21 protein-coding genes are annotated in these 19,613 nt (G+C 69.4%); 10 read left to right on the forward strand and 11 right to left on the reverse strand.

Translation table 11 applies throughout. The features are described from left to right. Positions 1–19 precede the first annotated feature (19 nt). The gene (gene gloB / locus E5K04_RS10300) at positions 20–775 is read right to left on the reverse strand and encodes a hydroxyacylglutathione hydrolase (protein ID WP_136553695.1); all 756 of its coding nucleotides are present in this window, start codon (positions 773–775) and stop codon (positions 20–22) included. 18 nt (positions 776–793) lie between these two features. Here gloB and E5K04_RS10305 point away from each other — a divergent pair, with 18 nt between their 5' ends. The 9 genes from E5K04_RS10305 (at position 794) to corA (ending at position 7,982) form a co-directional block, all read left to right on the forward strand. Further along, positions 794–1,525, forward strand: a complete 732-nt coding sequence (locus E5K04_RS10305; RefSeq protein WP_235844340.1) for a methyltransferase domain-containing protein — start codon at positions 794–796, stop codon at positions 1,523–1,525. Continuing rightward, the gene (gene rnhA, locus E5K04_RS10310) at positions 1,522–1,965 is read left to right on the forward strand and encodes a ribonuclease HI (RefSeq protein WP_136553697.1); all 444 of its coding nucleotides are present in this window, start codon (positions 1,522–1,524) and stop codon (positions 1,963–1,965) included. Before E5K04_RS10305 ends, rnhA begins: the two co-directional genes overlap by 4 nt. A 40-nt stretch (positions 1,966–2,005) precedes the next feature. Next, on the forward strand, positions 2,006–2,728 hold the full coding sequence (gene dnaQ, locus E5K04_RS10315) for a DNA polymerase III subunit epsilon (RefSeq protein WP_136553699.1): 723 nt from the start codon (positions 2,006–2,008) through the stop codon (positions 2,726–2,728). Further along, positions 2,725–3,429, forward strand: coding sequence for a 2-C-methyl-D-erythritol 4-phosphate cytidylyltransferase (gene ispD, locus E5K04_RS10320; protein WP_136553701.1), 705 nt, complete (start codon positions 2,725–2,727; stop codon positions 3,427–3,429). The genes dnaQ and ispD overlap by 4 nt, the downstream gene beginning before the upstream one ends. Further along, positions 3,417–3,893 carry a 2-C-methyl-D-erythritol 2,4-cyclodiphosphate synthase gene (gene ispF / locus E5K04_RS10325; RefSeq protein ID WP_136553703.1) on the forward strand — a complete coding sequence of 159 codons (477 nt, stop codon included), beginning with the start codon at positions 3,417–3,419 and terminating at the stop codon, positions 3,891–3,893. Before ispD ends, ispF begins: the two co-directional genes overlap by 13 nt. A gap of 71 nt (positions 3,894–3,964) precedes the next feature. After that, positions 3,965–4,624, forward strand: a complete 660-nt coding sequence (gene rpiA, locus E5K04_RS10330) for a ribose-5-phosphate isomerase RpiA (RefSeq protein WP_136553705.1) — start codon at positions 3,965–3,967, stop codon at positions 4,622–4,624. Between the two features lie 77 nt (positions 4,625–4,701). Next, complete coding sequence (gene phoU / locus E5K04_RS10335; protein WP_136553780.1) at positions 4,702–5,409, forward strand: phosphate signaling complex protein PhoU; 708 nt, start codon at positions 4,702–4,704, stop codon at positions 5,407–5,409. A gap of 79 nt (positions 5,410–5,488) precedes the next feature. Then, a complete protein-coding gene (locus tag E5K04_RS10340; protein ID WP_205700339.1) occupies positions 5,489–6,991 on the forward strand; it encodes a Ppx/GppA phosphatase family protein in 1,503 nt (500 codons plus the stop codon). Next, a complete protein-coding gene (corA, locus tag E5K04_RS10345; RefSeq protein ID WP_136553707.1) occupies positions 6,984–7,982 on the forward strand; it encodes a magnesium/cobalt transporter CorA in 999 nt (332 codons plus the stop codon). The genes E5K04_RS10340 and corA overlap by 8 nt, the downstream gene beginning before the upstream one ends. Before the next feature lies 1 nt (position 7,983). Here corA and E5K04_RS10350 read toward each other — a convergent pair whose 3' ends face one another. From E5K04_RS10350 to E5K04_RS10385, 8 genes are all read right to left on the reverse strand, one after another. Continuing rightward, the gene (locus E5K04_RS10350) at positions 7,984–9,336 is read right to left on the reverse strand and encodes an EAL and HDOD domain-containing protein (protein WP_136553710.1); all 1,353 of its coding nucleotides are present in this window, start codon (positions 9,334–9,336) and stop codon (positions 7,984–7,986) included. A 19-nt stretch (positions 9,337–9,355) separates the two neighbouring features. Then, on the reverse strand, positions 9,356–10,675 hold the full coding sequence (locus tag E5K04_RS10355; RefSeq protein WP_136553712.1) for an EAL and HDOD domain-containing protein: 1,320 nt from the start codon (positions 10,673–10,675) through the stop codon (positions 9,356–9,358). A gap of 20 nt (positions 10,676–10,695) precedes the next feature. Further along, on the reverse strand, positions 10,696–11,802 hold the full coding sequence (gene aroC / locus E5K04_RS10360) for a chorismate synthase (RefSeq protein WP_136553715.1): 1,107 nt from the start codon (positions 11,800–11,802) through the stop codon (positions 10,696–10,698). A gap of 70 nt (positions 11,803–11,872) precedes the next feature. After that, positions 11,873–12,517 carry a 2OG-Fe(II) oxygenase gene (locus tag E5K04_RS10365; RefSeq protein WP_136553717.1) on the reverse strand — a complete coding sequence of 215 codons (645 nt, stop codon included), beginning with the start codon at positions 12,515–12,517 and terminating at the stop codon, positions 11,873–11,875. Between the two features lie 59 nt (positions 12,518–12,576). Next, positions 12,577–13,503 carry an alpha/beta hydrolase family protein gene (locus tag E5K04_RS10370; protein ID WP_136553719.1) on the reverse strand — a complete coding sequence of 309 codons (927 nt, stop codon included), beginning with the start codon at positions 13,501–13,503 and terminating at the stop codon, positions 12,577–12,579. Positions 13,504–13,616: 113 nt separating this feature from the next. Further along, on the reverse strand, positions 13,617–14,573 hold the full coding sequence (locus tag E5K04_RS10375) for a GlxA family transcriptional regulator (protein WP_136553721.1): 957 nt from the start codon (positions 14,571–14,573) through the stop codon (positions 13,617–13,619). Further along, positions 14,570–15,460: an EamA family transporter gene (locus E5K04_RS10380; RefSeq protein ID WP_136553723.1), complete on the reverse strand. Its 891-nt coding sequence runs from the start codon at positions 15,458–15,460 to the stop codon at positions 14,570–14,572. Before E5K04_RS10380 ends, E5K04_RS10375 begins: the two co-directional genes overlap by 4 nt. Then, positions 15,451–16,017 (reverse strand): isochorismatase family protein, encoded by a 567-nt coding sequence (locus E5K04_RS10385; protein WP_136553724.1) that lies wholly within the window; start codon positions 16,015–16,017, stop codon positions 15,451–15,453. The genes E5K04_RS10380 and E5K04_RS10385 overlap by 10 nt, the downstream gene beginning before the upstream one ends. 156 nt (positions 16,018–16,173) lie before the next feature. Here E5K04_RS10385 and E5K04_RS10390 point away from each other — a divergent pair, with 156 nt between their 5' ends. Next, entirely contained in the window at positions 16,174–16,602 is a 429-nt protein-coding gene (locus tag E5K04_RS10390; protein WP_136553726.1) for an acyl-CoA thioesterase, read from the forward strand. Here E5K04_RS10390 and mnmC read toward each other — a convergent pair. After that, positions 16,599–18,557: a bifunctional tRNA (5-methylaminomethyl-2-thiouridine)(34)-methyltransferase MnmD/FAD-dependent 5-carboxymethylaminomethyl-2-thiouridine(34) oxidoreductase MnmC gene (gene mnmC, locus E5K04_RS10395; RefSeq protein ID WP_136553728.1), complete on the reverse strand. Its 1,959-nt coding sequence runs from the start codon at positions 18,555–18,557 to the stop codon at positions 16,599–16,601. The two genes, E5K04_RS10390 and mnmC, sit on opposite strands and share 4 nt — an antisense overlap. Beyond that, positions 18,557–19,597: a tRNA 2-selenouridine(34) synthase MnmH gene (gene mnmH / locus E5K04_RS10400; RefSeq protein ID WP_136553730.1), complete on the reverse strand. Its 1,041-nt coding sequence runs from the start codon at positions 19,595–19,597 to the stop codon at positions 18,557–18,559. The genes mnmC and mnmH overlap by 1 nt, the downstream gene beginning before the upstream one ends. Between the last annotated feature and the right edge of the window lie 16 nt (positions 19,598–19,613).

Consider the following 19,613-nt stretch of genomic DNA (forward strand, 5'->3'; position numbering starts at 1 on the left):
GAGACCGTGTTCTGTTTTTTTAGAAGCTGTTTTTCCAGCGGCGCAGAACGGCAAATGATTCCAGTGCATTGTTAATGGGGTTGCCATCATGCTGTCTGCTTGCCGCAAGCAGGGCTGGCTCGCCAGAACGCAGGAAGGGGTTGCTCGCCAACTCGACGTCGAGCCGCACCGGCAGCGTCGGTTTTCCCTGTTGGCGGCGTTGGCTGTCCTGCAACAGCCGCTCGCTGACAGCCGGGTTGTCCGGGTCGCAGGCGCGGGCGAAAGCCAGGTTGGCCAGCGTGTATTCGTGCGCCGGGTAGACCCAGGTGTCGGGCGGCAGGGCGGCCAGACGCGCAAGGCTCGCGTACATCTGATTGGCGCTGCCTTCGAACAGTCGCCCGCAGCCGGCGCCGAACAGGGTGTCGCCACTGAGCAGCGCCCCGGGCGTGTAGTAGCACAGGTGGTCGAGGGTATGGCCCGGCGTCGCGATGACCTGAAAGCGGACGTCGCCGACGACGAAGCTGTCGCCGTCATGGTGGATGATGTCGACGTTGGCGACGCCGGCCGGCCCGTGTACCAGTGCGTGCGGAAACGCCGCCTTCAGGCGCCCGATACCGCCGGTGTGGTCGGCGTGGTGGTGGGTGACGAGGATGGCCCCGAGCTGCTGGCCGTGCGCCGCGAGATAGTCGAGTACCGGGGACGCCTCGCCCGGGTCGACGACGCAGGCACCGGAAGGCTGCGGCAAAAGCCAGATATAATTGTCGGCAAAAGCCGGCAACGGAATGAACGACAACATTCGTACTTCCTTACTCTGATGACTGCGTTTTCTAACTGGCTCGACGGCTCCGAACTGGGCCGTTACCTGCTCGAGCGTGAACAGGCGTTCTTCGACCGCTCGGTCGCCGACGCCTTCGGCTATCGTGCCGTGCAGTTCGGCGCGAGCCGGCACGACTTCCTGCGCGAGAACCGCATCCCGTGGCGTGCGCGCATCGGCGAGGACGGCGAAGTCGGCGTGGTGTGCGACGCGGCGCAGTTGCCGCTGGACAGCCGCAGCGTCGACTTGCTGCTGCTGCCGCACACGCTGGACTTCAACGCGCATCCGCACCAGGTGCTGCGCGAGGCCGAGCGCGTGTTGCTGCCCGAGGGGCGGCTGGTGCTCACCGGCTTCAACCCGCTGTCCCTGTGGGGCGGGCGCCGGCTGGTGCAGGGCGCGCGCCGGCCGCCGTGGAGCGGCCGTTTCCTGCGCCTGTCCCGCCTGCGCGACTGGCTCGAACTGCTGGGCTTCGAGCGCGCGGACGATGCCTTCATGTGTTACGCTCCGCCCTTTAACCGGGGCGACTGGCTCACCCGCTGCCGCTTCATGGAAGCGCCGGGCGAACGCTGGTGGCCGTTGGCCGCCGGCGTCTACGGCGTATGCGCGATCAAGCGCCAGCGCGGGATGCGACTGATCACGCCGCGCTGGCAGCTGGCCAGGCCCGCGGCCCAGCTGGTGACCGCTGGCGAGCGACGCCACGCGGCGTGCCAGCCCCACGACGAGACGTTATGAACCAGGACAAGGTCGAAATCTATACCGACGGCGCGTGCAAGGGCAATCCGGGCCCCGGCGGCTGGGGCGCGCTGCTTTGCTACAAGGGCAAGGAAAAGGAGCTGTTCGGCGGTGAGGCCGGCACCACCAACAACCGGATGGAACTGATGGCGGTGATCCGCGCGCTCGAGACGCTCAACCGTCCCTGCCACATTGTCGTCTACACCGACTCGCAGTACGTGCAAAAAGGCATTTCCGAGTGGATCCACGGCTGGAAGAAGCGCGGCTGGGTCACCGCCGCCAAGGAGCCGGTGAAGAACGCCGACCTCTGGCAGCTGCTGGACGCCGCGCGTGGCCGTCACCTGTCGGTCGAGTGGCGCTGGGTGCGCGGCCATAACGGCCACGAATTCAACGAGCGCGCCGACGCGCTCGCCAACCGCGGCGTAGCGGCCGCGGCATGACTTTCGCGGGCGCGGTTGCGCCCGCCACTCAGGCTGCATCATGAGACAAATCATCCTCGACACCGAAACGACGGGCCTCGAGCCCTCGCAGGGTCACCGCATCATCGAGTTTGCCGGCCTGGAGATGGTCGACCGCAAGCTGACCGGCCGCCACCTGCACCTTTACATGCACCCCGAGCGCGAGATCGACGCCGACGCCGAGCGCGTGCACGGCATCTCGCTTGCCTTCCTGGAGGGCAAGCCCAGGTTCGCCGAGGTGGCCTCGCAGATCTCCGACTTCATCGGCGATGCCGAGCTGATCATCCACAACGCGCCGTTCGACGTCGGCTTCATGGACGCCGAGTTCGCGAGGTTGGGCCTGCCGCCGACCGTGCGCCAGTGCGCCGGTGTGATCGACACCCTCGCGATGGCGCGCGACCAGTTCCCGGGCAAGCGCAACAGCCTGGACGCGCTATGCGACCGCTTCGACGTCGACCGCTCGAACCGTACGCTGCACGGCGCGCTGATCGACTGCGAACTCTTGGCCGAGGTCTACCTGTGGATGACCCGCGGCCAGGAAAGCCTGATGATGGACATCGAGCCGGAGGCCGGTGCCGCTTCCTCGGGCCTGCCGGCCGACTTCGTGCGTAAGCCGCTGAAGGTGCTGCGCGCGAGCGAAGCCGAGGCCGCCGAGCACGAGGCCTACCTTGATGCGCTGGACAAGGCGGTCAAGGGGACGTGCCTGTGGCGCAAGCTCGCGGCGGACAAGGATGTGGCGGCATGAGCGTGATCGCCCTGGTGCCGGCGGCCGGCTCCGGCAGCCGTTTCGGCGCGCCCAGCCCCAAGCAGTACCTGCAACTAGAAGGGCGGCCGCTGATGTGGCACACCCTGAGCACGCTGTCGCAAGTGCCTGAGATCGACCGCCTCGCCGTGGTGATCTCGCCGGCCGACGAGTGGTTCGACGACTTCGAGTGGGACATCCCGAACCTGGAGGTGCTGCGCGTCGGCGGCGCGAGCCGTGCCGCGTCGGTCGCGGCCGGGCTTGCCACGCTCGCGCCGGCGCCCGACGACTGGGTGCTGGTGCACGACGCGGCGCGCTGCTGCGTGACGCCGGCGCTGGTGACGCGGCTGATCGGCGCGCTGGCGGACGACGAGGTTGGCGGCCTGCTCGCCTTGCCGGTGGCCGACACCGTCAAGCGGGCAGGCGAGGGCGGCCGCGTCGAGCGCACGCTCGCGCGGGACGGTCTGTGGCTCGCGCAGACGCCGCAGATGTTCCGCGCCGCGCGTCTGGCCCGTGCGCTGGCGCTCGACGGGAAGGGCGCAGTCACCGACGAGGCCTCGGCGATCGAAATGCTGGGCTTCGCGCCTCGGCTGGTCGAGGGTGACGCGCAGAACTTCAAGGTGACCTATCCGCGCGACCTGGCGCTCGCACGCGCCATTCTTGCCGCGCGCAAACAGACGGGAGATGGCGCATGTTCAGGGTAGGGCAGGGGTACGACGTGCACCGGCTGGTCGAGGGGCGGCCGCTGGTGCTGGGCGGGGTGGTGATCCCGCACGACAAGGGCTTGCTCGGGCACTCGGACGCCGACGCGCTGTTGCACGCGATCACCGACGCGCTGTTGGGCGCTGCGGCGCTAGGCGACATCGGCCGGCTGTTCCCGGACACCGACCCGCAACACGCGGGCGCCGACAGTCGTGTGCTGTTGCGCGAGGCCGTGTCGCGCGTGCGCGCGGCCGGCTGGCGGGTCGTCAATATCGATGCCACGCTGATAGCGCAACAGCCCAAGCTCGCGCCGCATGTGGACGCGATGCGCGCGCGCATCGCCGAAGACCTTGGGGTCGGCGTCGACGTCGTCAACGTCAAGGGCAAGACCAACGAGAAGCTCGGCTACCTGGGGCGTTGCGAGGCCATCGAGGCGCAGGCGGTCTGTTTGCTGACAAGAGGCTAGCAAAACGACATATGTGTGCCGTTGTGGGATAATCGGAGTGAGTCAAGACCAACCGTTTAAGGAGCAGCGAGATGCTTACCGCCAATGAATTGAAGCTGGCTGCAGCGCGAAAAGCCCTGGAGTTCGTCCCGGACGACGCCGTGATCGGCATCGGTACCGGCAGCACCGTCAACCTGTTCATCGATGAACTGGCCGCGATCAAGGGCCGCATCAAGGGCGTGGTCTCCAGCTCCGAGGCGTCCACCGTCCGCCTGAAGGCGCACCATATCCCGGTGTACGACCTCAATACCATCGACGAGATGCCGATCTACGTCGACGGCGCCGACGAGGTGAACCACTACCTGCACATGATCAAGGGCGGCGGCGGTGCGCTGACCCGCGAGAAGATCGTCGCTGCGGCGGCGCAGGAATTCATCTGCATCGCCGACGAGAGCAAGTACGTCGACGTGCTGGGCAAGTTCCCGCTGCCGATCGAGGTGATCCCGATGGCCAGAAGCTACGTCGCGCGCGAGCTGGTCAAGCTGGGCGGCCACCCGGAAATGCGCCACGACTTCCTGACCGACAACGGCAACATCATTCTCGACGTGCACGACCTGGCCATCGCCAAGCCGGTCGAGATGGAAGAGCGCATCAACCAGCTGCCGGGCGTCGTCACCTGCGGCCTGTTTGCCCGCCGCCGCGCCGACGTGCTGGTGCTCGCCCGCCAGGGCGGCGTCGAAGTGCTGCGCTGAGCCTGCCTGTCACAGGGTTGTCATCTTGCGCTGGCAAGATGGCAATCCTGTCCATCCTGTCCTGCCACGAGAGCATCATGCCCGACCATATTTCCAAACAATTCGACCTCGAACTGGAAACCATCCGTACCCGCGTGCTGCAAATGGGCGGGCTGGTCGAGCAGCAGATTCAGGGCGCGCTCGACGCGCTCGCCAGCGGCGACATCGCCCGCTTTGACCAGGTGATCGTCGACGACGCGCAGGTCAACGCGCTCGAAGTCGCGATCGACGAGGACTGCCAGCACATCATCGCGCGCCGCCAGCCGGCGGCGTCCGACTTGCGCATGGTGATCACCGTGATCAAGACCATCACCGACCTCGAGCGCATCGGCGACGAGGCGTCCAAGATTGCCCGCATGGGCAAGGTGATCCACAGCGCCGAGCGCTACCAGACGCCGCGCTTGCGCGAGATCGGCAAGATGGCCGAGGCGGCGGTGGCGATGCTGCGCCGCGCGCTCGACGCGTTCGCCCGGCTGGACGCGACGGCGGCGTTGGATCTCGCCGAGGAGGACCGCGAGCTCGACGACGACTTCAGCGCCGAAGTCCGCCAGCTGATCACCTTCATGATGGAAGACCCGCGCACCATCAGCATGTCGATCGACACGCTGTTCATCGCCAAGGCGATCGAGCGCATCGGCGACCACGCCAAGAACATTTCCGAGTACGTCGTCTATCTGGTCAAGGGCAAGGACATCCGCCACACCTCGATCGACGCGATCAAGCGGGAACTTGGCCAGTCCGTGTAAGCGATCGGGCTTCATGTAGGTGGAAGGAAAGCGGTAACATGGTTGCCGCTTTTTTCTTTTTGCTGGGAGCCTGCGTTTGATGCGTGCCGATTTTCCCCATCCGGTGCTGGCGGCGGTCGACCTGGGGTCGAACAGCTTTCGCCTGCAGATCTCGCGCGTGGTCGACGGCCAGCTGTTCACCCTCGACTCGCTGAAGGAGACGACCCGGCTGGGCGCGGGCCTGGGCCCGGACAAGGTGCTCGACGAGGCGAGCGTCGGACGGGCGCTCGCCTGCTTCGCCCGTTTCGGCGAGCGCCTGCGCGGGCTGGAAGGCGCGCAGGTGCGCGTGGTCGGCACCAATACCCTGCGCGTCGCGCGCAACGCGCCCGAGCTGATCGCCGAGGGCGAGCGCCTGCTGGGTTTCCCGATCGAGATCATCGCCGGCCGCGAAGAGGCCCGCCTGATCTATCTGGGTGCCGCGCACTCGCTGCCGAATACCCGCGAGCGGCGGCTGGTGGTCGACATCGGCGGCGGCTCGACCGAGCTGATCGTCGGTAGCCACTTCCAGGCGCACGTGACCGAGAGCCTGCCCTTAGGCTGCGTCAGCTACACGCTGCGTTTCTTCGAGGGCGGGCGGATCGACTCGGCCTCGTTCAACCGCGCGGTGTACGCCGCGCGCGCCGAGTTGCAGCGCGTCGCGCACGTGTTCCCGCGCACGTCGTGGGAGCTGGGGGTCGGTACCTCGGGGACCGCGCGCTCGATCCGTGACCTGCTCGAACTGAACGACTGGTCGGCCGGCAACATCACCTATGGCGGGATGCGCGAATTGCGCAACGCGCTGATCCGCATCGGCCGCATCGACAAGATTTCACTGAACGGGCTGAAGGCCGACCGCGCGCCGGTGATCTGCGGCGGGCTCGCAGTGATGCTCGCGGTGTTCGAGGAACTGGGCGTCGACGCGATGACCATCGCCGACGGCGCGCTGCGCGACGGCGTGCTGTACGACATCCTCGGCCGCGGCCGCGAGCGCGACCAGCGCGAACAGACTGTAGCGACCTTCACGCGGCGCTACCACGCCGACCCGGCGCAGGCGGCCCGCGTCAAGGCGCTGGCGCTCGACTTCTACCGCCAGCTCGCCGGCGAGGATTGCCAGGTGCTGACGCTCAGGCGTCTGGGCTGGGCGGCCGCGCTGCACGAGATCGGGCTGTCGATTGCGCATACCGCCTACCACAAGCATTCGGCCTACATCCTGCAGAACGCGGACATGCCCGGCTTCTCGCGCCCCGAACAGGCAGCGCTCTCGACGCTGGTGCTGTGCCAGCGCGGCGACAGCGGCAAGATGAGGGACTTCGCGCAGCAGCCGGACCTGTGGTACAGCGTGCTCGCGCTGAGGATGGCCGTGCTGTTCTGCCGTAGCCGACGCCCGCTGGCCCTGCCGGCCGGCGCGGTGCTGTTCGCCCAGCCGCGCGGCGTGCGCTTCGAGCTGCCCGCCGCCTGGCTGGAGGAGAACCCGCTGACCGCCAGCGCGCTCGAGCAGGAGGCCGTGCAGTGGCGGCGCATCGGCCTGAAGCTGGCGCTCGACGTGCGGCAGGCTGATGACTGAGCCTGCAGCGGCCCCGGAAGTCCTGCTGTTCGAGTACGGCGGCGGCGCGCTCACCGAGACGCGGTTCGCCAGCGTCGAGGAAGGGCTCGCCTACCAGAGCCGCGCGCCGGTGCGCTGGCTCAACGTGTACGGCGTCGCTGACACCGCGACCATGCGCGCGATCGGCGAGCGCTTCGGGCTGCACCCGCTGGTGGAGGAAGACATCCTCAATGCGCGCCAGCGTCCCAAGGTCGAGGCGTACGACGGTTACCTGTTCCTGTCCACCCGCGTGTTCTCCGAACGCGGCGCCTCCGTCCGCCTGCATTACGAGCAGGTCTCGCTGGTGGTCGGGCGGGACTTCGTGCTGAGCTTCCAGCCGCATCCCCTGGGCGTGTTCAGCCAGCTGCGCGAGCGGCTGCGCCGCGGCGACGGGTTGCTGGCCGCGCGCGGCGCCGATTTTCTGGCGTACGCGCTGATCGACGCGATCATCGACGCCTATTTCGACGTGCTCGACGCGTTCACCAGCCGGGTCGAGTCGCTCGACCGCCAGCTGGTCGCCGACCGCGGCACGCTGGTGCTGCGCGGCATCCACCGGCTGAAGTACGACGCGATCCGCCTGCGCCGCGCGCTATTGCCCTTGAGGGAGATGCTCGCGCAGATGACGCGCGGCGAACACGCACTGTTCGGCGACGAGACAAGGCTGTGGTTGCGCGACGCGTACGACCATTGCCTGCACCTGAGCGAGTCGCTCGACGCGGCGCGCGACATGGTCTCCGGCATGCTCGACCTTTATCTGTCCATCCAGTCGAACCGCCTGAGCCAGCAGATGCGGGTGTTGACCATCATCTCCATCGTGTTCATGCCGCTGACGCTGATCGCCGGCATCTACGGGATGAACTTCGAGTACATGCCGGAGCTAGGCTGGCGCTGGGGTTACTTCGGCGTGCTCGGCCTGATGGGGGTGATCGCCGCCGCCATCGTCGGGACGTTCTGGCGGCGGCGCTGGCTGTAGTTCAACCCCCCTCGGCGGCGACCTTCTGCGCCCAGGCCATCGCCTCGAGCTGCAGGCGGTTGACCGCTTCGGGCTGGCAGCCCAGCCGGGCGGCGATCGCGGCGGCGCGTGCGCTGTCGCCTTTTTCCAGCGAGAACGCGAGCGCGAGGTAGGGCGCGAACAGGCCTTGGCCGTCGATTAGCGCCGACGAGATGGTGGGTGGCAGCGACAGCGGGGCGATCGCGTCGGACAACGGCTGCTCGAACAGCGCGTCCAGCGTCGAGAACATCCCGGTGACGAACAGGTGTTCGCACTCGAGGCGGTTATTGCCCTGCGCACGGCCCAGGCTTTCCAGGAAGCGCCCGCGCCACAGCGAGCGCTCGAGCAGCGTGCGGTTGCGGCCATCCTCGCGCGGCGCGGTGTACAGCAGCAATGACAGCCAGCGGAACAGCGCCTCGCGGCCGAGCAGCAACAAGGTTTCGTCCAGCGTCTGCACCTGGCGGCTCAGGCCGTTGGCCGGCGAATTGATGAAGCGCAACAGCTTGAACAGCAGCACGGAGTCGAGCTTGAATTGCGCGTTGATCGCCTCGTTGTCGGCACCGCTGCGCAACAGGCGCAGGATTTCCATCACCCTCAACTGGCCGGTGTCGACCTTGCCGCTGCCGTGGCGGGCCGGCGCCCGGGTCAGGTAGGGGCCGCTGAACAGCACGAAGCGCTCGCTGGCGCCCTGGCTGCGCCGGCACACCTCGTAAGCCTCCATCGAGTTGACGTTGCGCGCGTACCAGCGCGCGTGCGGGTAGCGCTGCGGCAGGCGGGCGAGCAGGGGCTCGAGCAGGTCTTCCGTCTGCGCCGAGAAGTCGAGCACGAGGAAATTCATCTCGGCGAACAGCACGTCGAGCACGGCAGGCGAAAAGCGGGTTTCCGGGAACAGCGCGGGCTCCAGCGCGAACGACAGCCCGGCCGCGCGCAGCGCCTTGATCGCGGGCAGCGCGGCCGTGAGCGCGCCGTCGTTTTCGGCCGGCGACACGATGCAGATCGCGCGCTTCTCTGCGAGCGAAGGCAGCAGCGGGTCGTCCAGCGCGTCCAGCGACAGGTTGATGAACGCGCGCCGGCGCTCGAGCAGCCTGAAGATGTCGAGGTTTTCGAGCGTCTGCAGCAGCAGCTGGTCGTGCCGGTTGAGGGTGCCGGCCGCCATCATGTTGCGGTGGCCGGCGTCACGCGGCGCGAACTCGTAGGCGACCAGTTCGTGGCGGGCGGTGTAGATCGGCTGGTGGCCGACGAAGCCGAGCGTCGCCGGCAGCGGCGCCTCGCCGTTTTCCGGCGTGGCCGGGGCGGGGGCCGCGTCGGCGCGGTTGCCGAACAGGGATTTGAGCATGGGCTTGCCTGGTGGAAGTTCAGTCGGGGGCGGTCTCTGGCGCGCAGCTGAGCGATTCCGCCCATTGTGCCGCCTCGACGTCCAGCATGCCAGCGCGGGCGAACCCGACGCCCAGCATGCGCGCGAGTGTGCCCGCCTGCGCGTCGTCGCCCGTTTCCAGCGCGCGCGCAAGGTTGAGGTGTGGCGCGAACAGGCCGCGCCCGTCGACCAGGGTCTGGCGCACCGGCACCGGCAATTCAAGCGGGGCGACGGCCTCGGCCATCGGCATGCCCAGCAGCTTGTCGAGCTCGGAGAACATCCCAGCGAGGAACAGGTGTTCGCACTCGATGCGCTTGGCGCCCAGCTCGCCGCCCAGCGTTTCCATGAAGCGGCCGCGGCGCAGCGCGCGCTCCATCAGCGCGCCGGCGGCCGCGTCCTCGTCGCCGGCGGTGAACAACAGCAGTGACAGCCAGCGCAGCAGTGCATCGCGCCCCATCAGCATCAGCGTCTCTTCCAGCGTCTGGATGCGGCGCGAGAAGCCCATCGCCGGCGAGTTGATGTAGCGCAGCAACTTGAAGAGCAGCGTCGAGTCGAGCTTGAACTGCGCCTCGATCTGGGCGACCGGCGCGCCCGAGCGCAGCAGGCGCAGGATCTCGAGCACGCGCAGCCTCGACGCCTGTGCGCGCGCGTCGACGCGCGGGCGCTGCTGGGCGAAGACGCTGCCCGAGAGCAGCAGCCGGCGGTGCCCGGCAAGCTTCAGGCAGGCCGCCAGCGCCTCCTCGGAGCCGATCCGGTCGGCCAGCAGGGTCGGGGCGGCGGGCAGGCCGCGGCCGGCGAGCGCGCCCAGGACGCTGCGGCTGTCGCCGGCGAGGTCGAGCACCACCAGGTCGGCGAGCGCGAGCAGCGACGCGGGCAGCGGCTGGCCGTGGTCGGTGGCGGGCAGCGCGAGGCGGCCGCCGCGGGACTTGAACGCCGAGAGCCGCGCCGAGGTCGCCTCGAGCGCGGTGAAGTCTGCGCTATCGAGTGCTGGGTAGAGGATCAGGCGCGACGCGGGCAGCGCTAAGAGTTCGGGTGCGTCGACGGAAGCGGCCGTCTGCAGGCGCACCAGCGCGAAACGCGGCGAGTTCTCGCGTACCGCGCCGAGGTTGGCGAGCACCTGCAACAGCTGGCGGTCGAAGTGCGCGCCGTGCGCGCCCGTCTCGCCCAGCGCGCGGCTGAGCGAGAAGTCGTTGCCGCACAGCCTGAGCCTTGCGTCGAACAGCGCTTGCTGCCGCGCGAAGCCGATCGCCGAAGGTAGCGGCTGGTCGTCCGCCTGCGCGTGCCGCGTGCTGTCGCGGGCGCCGAAAAGGGTCTTGAGCATGGGCCGGCCTCTTGCCTGGGTCAGATCGAACGGGCAGGGCCGGCGATGCGCGGAGTGCCGACCGCGACGTCCATGTTCTGCGCGCGGTGGCGCAGCGCGTGGTCGATCAGCGTCAGCGCGAGCATCGCCTCGGCGACCGGCACCGCGCGGATGCCGACGCAGGGGTCGTGCCGGCCGTGCGTCTCCATGGTCAGCGCGTTGCCTGCCTTGTCGATCGAGCGGCGCGGCTGGGCGATGCTGGAGGTCGGCTTGATGGCGACGCCGACCTCGATGGTCTGCCCGGTCGAGATGCCGCCCAGGATGCCGCCGGCGTGGTTGCTGGCGAAGCCCTCGGGGGTCAGCTCGTCGCCGTGCTCGGAGCCCCTTTGCGCGACCGACGCGAAGCCCGCGCCGATCTCGACGCCCTTGACCGCGTTGATGTTCATCATCGCCCACGCGATGTCGGCGTCCAGCCGGTCGTACACCGGTTCGCCCCAGCCGACCGGCACGTTTTCCGCCACCACGCGCAGGCGGGCGCCGACCGAGTCGAGCGACTTGCGCACGCTGTCCATATAGTCTTCGAGGCGCGGCACGATGGCGTCGTCGGCGGCGAAGAAGGGGTTGGCCGCGACGTGCGGCCAGCCGGTAAACGGGATTTCGATCTCGCCCAGTTGCGTGAGGTGGCCGCGGATCACGATGCCGAACTTCTCGGTCAGCCACTTCTTGGCGATGGCGCCGGCGGCGACGCGCACCGCGGTCTCGCGCGCGCTCGAACGCCCGCCGCCGCGCGGGTCGCGCACGCCGTACTTGTGCCAGTAGCTGTAGTCGGCGTGGCCAGGACGGAAGGTGTCGGCGATATTGCCGTAGTCGCGCGAGCGCTGGTCGGTATTGCGGATCAACAGCGCGATCGGCGTGCCGGTGGTCCTGCCCTCGTAGACGCCGGAGAGGATCTCGACTTCGTCCGCCTCGCGCCTTTGCGTCACGTGGCGGCTGGTGCCGGGCTTGCGGCGGTCGAGGTCCTGCTGGATGTCTTCGGCACACAACTCGAGGCCGGGCGGGCAGCCGTCGACCACGCAGCCGATCGCCGGGCCGTGGCTCTCGCCGAAGGAGGTGACCGTGAACAACAGTCCCATGCTATTGCCAGACATAGAATCCCCTGCTGTGCCCGGCGCCGCCGGGCCGTTTAATTATCTAGGGATTCTACCACGCGATTGGTGATTACCACGTCATCACGCCGCCGTGGCGGCGGAACCAGCCGGTCAGCGACAGGCGCTGGCGGCGTGCCGGCAGTACCTCATGCCAGAAGCGGTCGGACAGGAACAGCACCATGGTGCCCGCTTGCGGGCGGATGTCGACCGATTGCCGGCAATCGGCGTCCAGATACAGCCTGAGCTCGCCGCCGGCGCCGGCGGGCCAGCCCTCGTTCAGGTAAAACACGGACGTCAGCGTGCGCGCGTCGTCGTCGCGGAAGCGGTCGAGGTGTTTCTTGTAGAAGCTGCCGGCCGGGTAGACCGCGAAGTGCGCCTCGAGGTCGGCAAGGCCCAGGTAGAGGCCGCGGTTCACCGCGACCCGCAGCGCGTCCATGGTGTCGAAGTAGCGGGTGATCGCCGGCGCGTCGTCTGCCTCGTTCAGCCACAGTACCGAGTCGGAGCGGATCTCGCTGCGCACCGCCTCGCCGCCGCCCTTGCCGACGGCCGCCGCGCGGAAGTCGCCGCCGTCCCAGCGCGCGAGGCACGCCTCGCGCAATGCCTGCACTTCTGCGGGCGTGAACACGTCGTCGACGACGACCCAGCCTTGGGTCGCGAGCGCGTCGACGATGCGGTCGGTGAGGCTGTCAGCCTGTGTGCGGTACAGCGTTTCCATCTGCGTTCTCCTTTGGCTCCATGTTGCCATAAGCAGATCGCCTGAATGATGAAATACAGCTAGATATTTTCCCTGACGTGCGCGTAGTCGCCCAAGAGCCACGCAAGCGCCAGCGGGAAGTGGTCGGCGGCGGCGTCCGGGTGGGTGAGCAGGCTGACGTGGTCGTAGTCGTGGCGGTGGCCGAGCGCGCGAGAGAGCAGGTGCACGCGTCCCAGGTGCGCGCCCGATTCGTCGCGGAAACGCCGCACGTCGTCGACGTGGCCGCGGCAGGGGTCGCGCGGCGCGGCGAAGTAGAGGGTAGGCGGCAGCGCCACCCGCTGGGCGGCCGCTCGGTAGTCGAAGCCGTCGTCGGCGTCGACCCACGGCGCGACCTTCGCCCAGCGCTTGCTGTCCAGGTGGCTGCGGTCGCTCTCGTTGTCGGCGCCCAAGCGCAGCTTTCTGGCCGGCAGGTAGCCGACGGCGCGGACCAGCGCGCGCGCGGCGAGGTTCCAGAACAGGTCGACCTCGATCAGCTTGTTGAGGTTCTTCACGTGCACGCTGCGCTTGCTGCCGAAGTAGACGGCGTTGGCGACCCCGGCGGCGATTTCGGGGTGGCGCGCGAGGCAGCTGTGCATGTGCACGCCGCCCCAGGAGTGGGCGACCCAGTGCGCGGGCCTGTCCGGGCGCAGGCGGCGCACCAGTGCGTGCGCGGCGGGCAGGTCGGCGCAGATCGTCTCGTGCTGGCCGTGGCGGCTCGCGCGGCTGATCGGCGGCGTGCTCTGGCCGCGCCCGCGCAGGTCGAGCACGAAGCAGTCGCAGCCCTGGGCGGCGAGCCACGGCGCGAGCCCCTTGCCCGAATCGCTATAGAAGATGCGGCCGTTGCCCATCACCCCGTGCAGCATGAGCAGCGGCGGGCCGTCTTCTTGCGTGGCGTGGCGGATGCGGCGCAGGTGCAGGCGCTCGCCGCCGCCCACGTCGATATACAGGCTTTCTTCGCGTGTGTGCATGACCCTCTTTCTCGTCTGCGGCGTCTGGCGCGCCATCGGCCTGCCGCACCCGTGTAGCGGCGGCAGTCTTTCAAACGGACGATTGAATCACGTTGGCATGGCGTGTGCGAGCGCTATCGCCCACGGGTTCGGTGTACGCGGCCGGCGGCAGGGGGGTCGCCGTAGCGCGCGCGCCACAGCCGGCGCAGCGTGCGCGCGCTGTCGAAGCCTGCCTCGCTCGCCGCCGCCTCGACCGTCGCGCCTTGTTCGAGCGCGGCGCGGGCGCGTGCCAGCTGCAGCGCCTGCCGGTACGCGCCGACGCTGCAGCCGGCGTGCTCGCGGAACAGCCGGCTCAGGTGGCGTTCGCTGACGCAGGCGAGACGGGCGAGTTCGGCGAGCGTCCAGCCACGCGCGGGGTCCGCGTCCAGCGCGTCCTGCGCGCGGTGCACCGCCGGGTGCAGGTGTTTGCGCGCGGCCAGTTGCGGCGGCAGTTGCGGGTCGGCGCCGCTGCGCCGCGCCCACACCACCATGCGGCGGGCGACGCGGGCGGCCAGTTCCACGCCGCCCAGCCGCTCGACAAGGCGCAGCGCAAGGTCGACGCCGGCGGTGATGCCGGCCGAGGTGGCCAGCGGCCCGTCCTCGACGAACAGGCGGTTTTCCTCGACCAGCGCGGTAGGCGCGAGCGTGCGCAGCGTCGCGGTGAGCGCGTGGTGGGTGGTGCAGCGCCGGCCATCCAGCAGGCCGGCCATCGCCGCGATGAGCGCCCCCGAGCAGATGCACGCGACGCGGGTGTCCGTGCGCAGGCTACTGCCAAGCCAGTGCACCAGCCTTAGGGCCGGCTCGGTTTGATAGTCGTGCGCCTCGTTGACGGTGCCGACCAGCACCAGCAGCGCGTTGTCGGGCAGCGCGTCCGGCAGCGGGTCGATCTCGCTGACGAGCCCCAGCGAGCTTTGGCAACGCCGCTCGGGGCCGACCGTCGACAGGGTGAGCGCGAGCCCCTCGTCGGCGGCGACGCGCAGCACCTCGGCGGGGCCCGCGAAGTCGAGCGCGAGGTAGTTCGGCGTCAGCACGAAATAGACGGGTGTATTCATCCGGCCGCCTTGCGCCGAAAGGCGGGCAGGCGCAGCGTGCCGCTACCGGCCAACAGCGCGCCGATCAGCAGCACGCCGCCGGCGATCTGCAGGGGGCTCAGCCGCTCGCCCAAGAGCAGTACCGAGAACAGCACGCCAAACAGCGGCACCAGCAGGCTGAACGGCGCGACCTGGCTTGCCGGATGGCGGGCGAGCAGCCGGCTCCACACCCCGTAGCCGAACAGCGTGGCGACCAGCGCCAGGTAGGCGACGGCGAACACGCTCTTCGCGGAAAACACCGACGGCCAGTCGGTCGCGCCCTGCTCGAACAGCGCCCACATCAGCGCGAAGGGCAGGATGGGCACCGCGCTTGCGTAGACCACCAGCGCGAGTGCGTCCGGCCGGTAGCCGTCGCGCACCGCACGGCGCACCACCAGGTTGGACATCGCCCAGCTGGCGGCACCGGCGAGCGTCAGCGCGAGGCCGAGCCACGGCAGCGCCTTGCCGCCGTCCAGCGCGATCAGTGCAAGCGCCGCGCTGCCCGCCACGAGCGACAGCCACTGGCGGGCGCTGACCGGCTCGGAAAGCCACAAGGCGCCGAGGAGCAGGGTGAACAGCGCCTGCGCCTGCAGCACGATGGACGCGGCGGACGCCGGCATGCCGGCCTTGATCGCCCAGAACAGGCAGGCGAACTGGCCAAAGCCCATGGTCAGCCCGTAGGCGGCGAGGTAGCGCCAAGGCAGTGCCGGCGCACGCACCAGGAACACCCCGCAGCCGAAGGCGGCGGCAAAGCGCAGCGCGCCCAGGCCGAACGGCGGTACGCCGGCGACGCCCCACTTGATCACCACGAAATTGAAGCCCCACACCGCGACGACGGCGAGCGCGAGCAGGCGGTCCCTTATGGACATGCTGCGCCCTCCCGTGCGTCCAGCGCCGCGAGCGCAGCGTCAACGTCGCGGATGGTCGCGAAGCGGCCGGCGAGCACCAGCTCGGTATGCGCCTTGATGGCGGCCGCGCTGACGGAGTGCCCGTGCGCATCCTGCATCGCGAAGGTCAGCGTCGCCTCGCTGACGAAGTCGACCCGGTAGCCCAGATCGGCGGCGACGCGGGCGGTCGTCTCGCAGCACTGCTCGGTGCGGATGCCGGCGATCAGCAGGGTGTCGACGCCGCGCGTGGCGAGCCAGTCGGCGAGGCCGCTGCCGGTCAGCGCGTTGTGCACCTGCTTGATGAAGGTCGCATCAGCCTCTGCGGGCAGCCAGTCAAGCGGGCGTACCAGGCCGCTTGCCGCGTCGAACGGCCACTCGCCGTCTTCGTGCAGCACATGCACCACCGGCACGGCGCGCGCGCGGCAACCGGCGACCAGCCGGATGAGGGCCGCGCGGAACGCGGGCAGGTCCTCATCCGACCAGTACGGGCGGTGCAGGAAGGATTGCTGGACGTCGATCACGATCAGGGCGGCGGGCATGGTCTCTCCTTGGTGGCGGGGCGTGTGGTTGACGGCCACAGCATGCGCGCCGGCAAGCGCCGCGGCGAGGGCGTACCCGGACAGGACGGGGGGCGGATCCGGCCATGCCGTGGTGCGGCGTGTTATTCTTTTTGCATTAAAAGGAAAGGGTACGCGATGCAGAAAACTTTGCCCAGCCTGGGCGAGAAGCAGTTGCCGGTGCGCTGGGGCGACCTCGACGCGATCGGCCACCTCAACAACACGGTGTACTTCCGCCTGCTCGAAGAAGTGCGCGTGCAGTGGCTGGAAGACATCGGCCTGCCGATCGAGCCGGGCGCGGTCGGCCCGGTGATCGCGCACACCGCCTGCCACTTCAAGCGCGAGATCAATTACCCGGCGACCGTCACCGTGTCGATCGAACTGGAGCATCTGGGCCGCTCCAGCCTCAGGCTGCGCCACCACTTCTACGTGGGCGACGACCGCGACACCGTCTACGCGCTGGGCGAGGTGACGCTGGTGTGGGTCGACTACGCCGCCGGCAAGAGCGTGCCCTTGCCGGCAAAGATCCGCGCGCTGTGCGAGGCGGCAGTGGCCGCCCCGGTTTAGGCCTTTTTCCTGCGCATCAGCGCGCGCAGCGCGAAGCGCGACGGGGACAGCGCGTCGACGATGGGGCCGGGCAGCGGCAGCGTCTCGCCGCAGGCGAGGCTGGCGATCAGCTCGCCGGCCAGGGGCGCGCTGACCATGCCGCGCGAGCCGTGGCCGGCGCTGATGTAAAGGCCGGGCAGCCAGGGCATGGGCGTGGTCAGCGGCAGCGTCGCGTCGCGGGCAAGTTCGGCGTAGGCCTCGCTGATGCCCGCGCTGCTTGCCAGCGGGCCGACCAGCGGCAGGTAGTCCGGCGTGCTCGAGCGCAGCGCGGCGCGGCCGCCGAGTGCCCCGGGCGCGGGCGCGTCGCCGCCCTGCGCCGCAAACAGCGCGGGGCAGAGCTCGGTCAGCGCGGCCAGGTTGGCGCGGTGGTCGGCGAGTGTCGCCGTGGTGTCGGTCGACTTGAAGTCGAAGGTCGCGCCGAAGGTGTGCGCGCCGTCGGCGGCCGGCGCGACGTAGGCTTCGCCGCACAGCACGGTCTTGAGCCGAGCGCTTTGAGGGGTGGCCGGCGCGACCGACACTTGGCCGCGGATAGGCTTGAGCGGCAGCAGCGCGTCCGGCAGCAGCGCGCCGCTTTGGTTGGCGCAGGCGACCACCACCAGGTCCGCGTCCAGCGTCTCGCCGTTTGCCAGCGTCAGCCGCCAGATATCATCCATGCGCGCGAGCGCCTGTGCCGCCACGCCGTAGTGGCAGGAGACGCCGGGTGTCGCGAGCAGCGCGTTCACCAGCGCCGGCGGCTTGATCCAGCCGCCTTCCGGGAAGTGCAGCGCTTTTTCGGCGAGCGCGATACCGGCGAGCTCGCTCGCCCCGGCAGCGTCGACACGCTTGAGCAGCGCTTCGGGGAAGGCTGCGGCGAGCGCGTCCTGCTTGTGCGCGGTGGCCTCGTCGAAGGCGAGCTGCAGCACGCCGCAGTCATCCCAGTCTTCTCCCTTGTTGAGCGTGCAAGAGAGCGTGCGCAGCGCGTAGCCGTACGCGGCGAGCAGCAGGCTCGTCTGCGCGGTGCCGTGCGCGGAGAGCTTGAGGTAGAGCACGCCTTGCGGGTTGCCCGACGCCTCCTGCGCGGCGTGCGGGTGCCGCTCGATAACCGTCACCGCGAAGCCGCGGCGGGCGAGGCTGGCTGCGGCGCTGGCGCCGGCGATGCCGGCGCCGATGACCAGCGCGCGCCGGCCGGTTACGACGGCAGGGCGGGCCAGCCACGGCGCCCGCCAGAGACGTTCGGGCGCGTGCGAGAGGGTGCCGACGCTCATCTCGCGCTTGCTGCCGAAACCCGGCACCTTCTTCACCGCGAAACCGGCGGCCGTCAGGCCGCGGCGCACGAAGCCGGCGGCGGTGAAGGTCGCGAAGCTTGCCTCTGCCGCCGAACACGCGGCCATCGCGTCGAACAGCGCCTGCACCCACATGTCGGGGTTCTTCGCCGGCGAGAAGCCGTCGAGGAACCACGCGTCAACGCGCGCATCAAGCTGCGGCAGCGTCTCGAGCACGTCGCCGACAAGCAGGGTGAGCACCACGCGGCCGCCAGCGAATACGAAGCGCTGAAAGCCCGGTACCACGCCGCGGTACAGGGCGAGCAAGGCGTTGGCGTAAGGGGAGAGCGCCGGCCACGCGCCGAGCGCGCGCGTAAGGTCCGCGAGCGAGAGCGGGTACTTCTCGGTGCTGACGAAGTCGAGGCGGGCGCCGGCGGGCGCCACCGCGTCAAACAACTGCCAGGCGGCGAGGAAGTTGAGGCCGGTGCCAAAACCCGTCTCGGCGACGGTCAGCCGCTCGCCGGCCGCAAGCGCGGCGAAGCGCTCGGGCAGGTGGTTTCCGGCGAGAAAGACGTGGCGGGTTTCGTCAAGCCCGCTGTCGCGCGAGAAATAGACGTCGCCGAAGGCGCGCGAGCGCGGCTGGCCGTCTTCCCAGTCGAGGTCGGCGTGCTGCATCAGGCGTCCAGCAAGCGTGCGGCCGTGTCGAGCGCGGCGTCGTCCAGCGTGGCAAGCGCAAGCGGCGTCGCTTGGGCCAGGTGCGCGTAGTGCTTGCCCATTGAGCGGCGGTACAGCGGGTCGTAGTGCTCGGTGAGCAACAGTGAAACCAGAGTGTCGAAGTCGCCGCCCTCGATCAGCGTGCGCCACGCGGCTAGCGTCTCCTTCGGGTACAGGGCCTTCAGACAGTTCAGCTGCTCGATCAGGCGCGCCGGCTCCGCCACATAGAAGTCGTAGTCTTCCAGCAGGAAGCGCACGCGCTCGGCCAAGGGCGCCTCCACCAGCACGCAGCGGCTCTCGTGCATGCGGTCGAACAGGGCCTGCGGCAGCGCGACGGTGCCGATCTTCTTGCTCTCGGACTCGATGTAGACCGGGCGCGCCGGGTCGAGCGATAGCATCGCCTGCATCAACAGCGAGTCGAAGTGCTTCTGCGACGGTTGCGGCGCGTCCGGCAGCTTGCCCAGCACCGAGCCGCGGTGGCGGGCGAGGCCTTCGAGATCGAGCACCTGGCGGCCGGCGCGCTCAAGCGCGCCGAGCAGCCGGCTCTTGCCCGAGCCGGTCGGCCCGCACACCACGCGCAAGTCGAGCGTGGCGGGTAGGGTGTCGAAGCGCTCGAGCAGGTCGCGCCGGTACGCCTTGTAGCCGCCGTCGAGCTGGTGCGCGTACCAGCCGACCTGCGAAAAGATCAGCGCCATCGAGCCGGATCGCTGGCCGCCGCGCCAGCAGTAGATCAGCGGCTTCCAGCGCTTGGGGCGGTCGGCGAACTTCTCCTCGATATGGCGGGCGATATTGCGCGCGACCAGGGCCGCGCCGACCCGCCGCGCGGCGAACGGCGAATCCTGCTTGTAGAGCGTGCCGACGAGGCGGCGCTCGTCGTCGTCCAGCACCGGGCAGTTGATCGCGCCGGGGATATGGTCTTCGGCGAACTCGGACGGCGAGCGCACGTCGATCACCTCGTCAAACTCCACCAGCTGTGCTACGTTGGCCTGCTTGTAAAGCATGATTTTGAAGGACTTT

This window comes from Crenobacter intestini (assembly GCF_004919095.1).
In the GTDB taxonomy this organism is placed as follows: domain Bacteria; phylum Pseudomonadota; class Gammaproteobacteria; order Burkholderiales; family Chromobacteriaceae; genus Craterilacuibacter; species Craterilacuibacter intestini.

Coding starts and splice junctions, on each gene's coding strand:
- mnmH (WP_136553730.1), bottom strand. CDS start 19,597: ATGCTTTACAAGCAGGCCAACGTAGCACAGCTGGTGGAGTTTGACGAG.
- ispF (WP_136553703.1), top strand. CDS start 3,417: ATGTTCAGGGTAGGGCAGGGGTACGACGTGCACCGGCTGGTCGAGGGG.
- phoU (WP_136553780.1), top strand. CDS start 4,702: ATGCCCGACCATATTTCCAAACAATTCGACCTCGAACTGGAAACCATC.
- E5K04_RS10355 (WP_136553712.1), bottom strand. CDS start 10,675: ATGCTCAAGACCCTTTTCGGCGCCCGCGACAGCACGCGGCACGCGCAG.
- rnhA (WP_136553697.1), top strand. CDS start 1,522: ATGAACCAGGACAAGGTCGAAATCTATACCGACGGCGCGTGCAAGGGC.
- E5K04_RS10380 (WP_136553723.1), bottom strand. CDS start 15,460: ATGTCCATAAGGGACCGCCTGCTCGCGCTCGCCGTCGTCGCGGTGTGG.
- ispD (WP_136553701.1), top strand. CDS start 2,725: ATGAGCGTGATCGCCCTGGTGCCGGCGGCCGGCTCCGGCAGCCGTTTC.
- gloB (WP_136553695.1), bottom strand. CDS start 775: ATGTTGTCGTTCATTCCGTTGCCGGCTTTTGCCGACAATTATATCTGG.
- E5K04_RS10305 (WP_235844340.1), top strand. CDS start 794: ATGACTGCGTTTTCTAACTGGCTCGACGGCTCCGAACTGGGCCGTTAC.
- E5K04_RS10370 (WP_136553719.1), bottom strand. CDS start 13,503: ATGCACACACGCGAAGAAAGCCTGTATATCGACGTGGGCGGCGGCGAG.
- mnmC (WP_136553728.1), bottom strand. CDS start 18,557: ATGCAGCACGCCGACCTCGACTGGGAAGACGGCCAGCCGCGCTCGCGC.
- E5K04_RS10390 (WP_136553726.1), top strand. CDS start 16,174: ATGCAGAAAACTTTGCCCAGCCTGGGCGAGAAGCAGTTGCCGGTGCGC.
- dnaQ (WP_136553699.1), top strand. CDS start 2,006: ATGAGACAAATCATCCTCGACACCGAAACGACGGGCCTCGAGCCCTCG.
- aroC (WP_136553715.1), bottom strand. CDS start 11,802: ATGTCTGGCAATAGCATGGGACTGTTGTTCACGGTCACCTCCTTCGGC.
- E5K04_RS10350 (WP_136553710.1), bottom strand. CDS start 9,336: ATGCTCAAATCCCTGTTCGGCAACCGCGCCGACGCGGCCCCCGCCCCG.
- E5K04_RS10385 (WP_136553724.1), bottom strand. CDS start 16,017: ATGCCCGCCGCCCTGATCGTGATCGACGTCCAGCAATCCTTCCTGCAC.
- E5K04_RS10365 (WP_136553717.1), bottom strand. CDS start 12,517: ATGGAAACGCTGTACCGCACACAGGCTGACAGCCTCACCGACCGCATC.
- corA (WP_136553707.1), top strand. CDS start 6,984: ATGACTGAGCCTGCAGCGGCCCCGGAAGTCCTGCTGTTCGAGTACGGC.
- E5K04_RS10340 (WP_205700339.1), top strand. CDS start 5,489: ATGCGTGCCGATTTTCCCCATCCGGTGCTGGCGGCGGTCGACCTGGGG.
- rpiA (WP_136553705.1), top strand. CDS start 3,965: ATGCTTACCGCCAATGAATTGAAGCTGGCTGCAGCGCGAAAAGCCCTG.
- E5K04_RS10375 (WP_136553721.1), bottom strand. CDS start 14,573: ATGAATACACCCGTCTATTTCGTGCTGACGCCGAACTACCTCGCGCTC.